General features: G+C 70.2%; 1 protein-coding gene. It reads right to left on the reverse strand.

The features are described from left to right. Positions 1 to 657 (reverse strand): Ig-like domain-containing protein (locus RZA67_RS16375; protein ID WP_317214119.1); only part of this gene is annotated, 657 nt, incomplete at both ends.

A 657-nucleotide genomic window follows, 5' to 3' on the forward strand; every position in this document is an offset into this window, starting at 1 on the left:
CGCTGCCCGCCACCGTGATCACGCCATCGGGCGCCATGGTGTAGCCGGCCGGCGGCGCGAGCAGGGTCGCGGTCACCGGCGTGGTGCCCGGCACGATGGCCACGCCGTTGAAGGTGTCGTTGAGCAGTACGCTGAGGGTAGTACCGCCCCCGGGTGGCAGCGCGACCGGCCGGAAGTCATCGACCACCGCCACCAGCGCGGTGTTGCTCACATTGACCGTCACCGAGGCGGTGTCGCAGACCGTGGCGTACGGCGCGGGCAGGCACAGCTGGTAGCTGAAGGTGTCCGCACCGATGAACCCGGCGGCCGGGGTGTAGCTGATGCTGCCATCGCCGTTGACCACGGCCGTGCCGTTGGTCGGGGCCACCGAGACGGTCACAAGCGGGTTCAGCGGTGCGGCATCGTTGGCGAGCACACCGAGCACGGTGGTCGCACCGGCGGCAGCAGACAGGGTGTCATCGGCTGCATTCGGGTTCACTGCCACCACGGCAGTGGACGAGGCGCAGTTTGTCGGCACCGCGTTCTCGCAGACCTGGTAGCTCAGCGTCACTGCCGCAGGCGTGGTGCCGGCCGCCACGGTGACCACACCGTCAGCGGCCATGGTGTAACCCGGCACCGGGGTGACCAGCGAGGCGGTCACCGGCGTGGTGCCGGGCA

The sequence above is a fragment of the Stenotrophomonas sp. C3(2023) genome, assembly GCF_032911385.1.
Taxonomy (GTDB): domain Bacteria; phylum Pseudomonadota; class Gammaproteobacteria; order Xanthomonadales; family Xanthomonadaceae; genus Stenotrophomonas.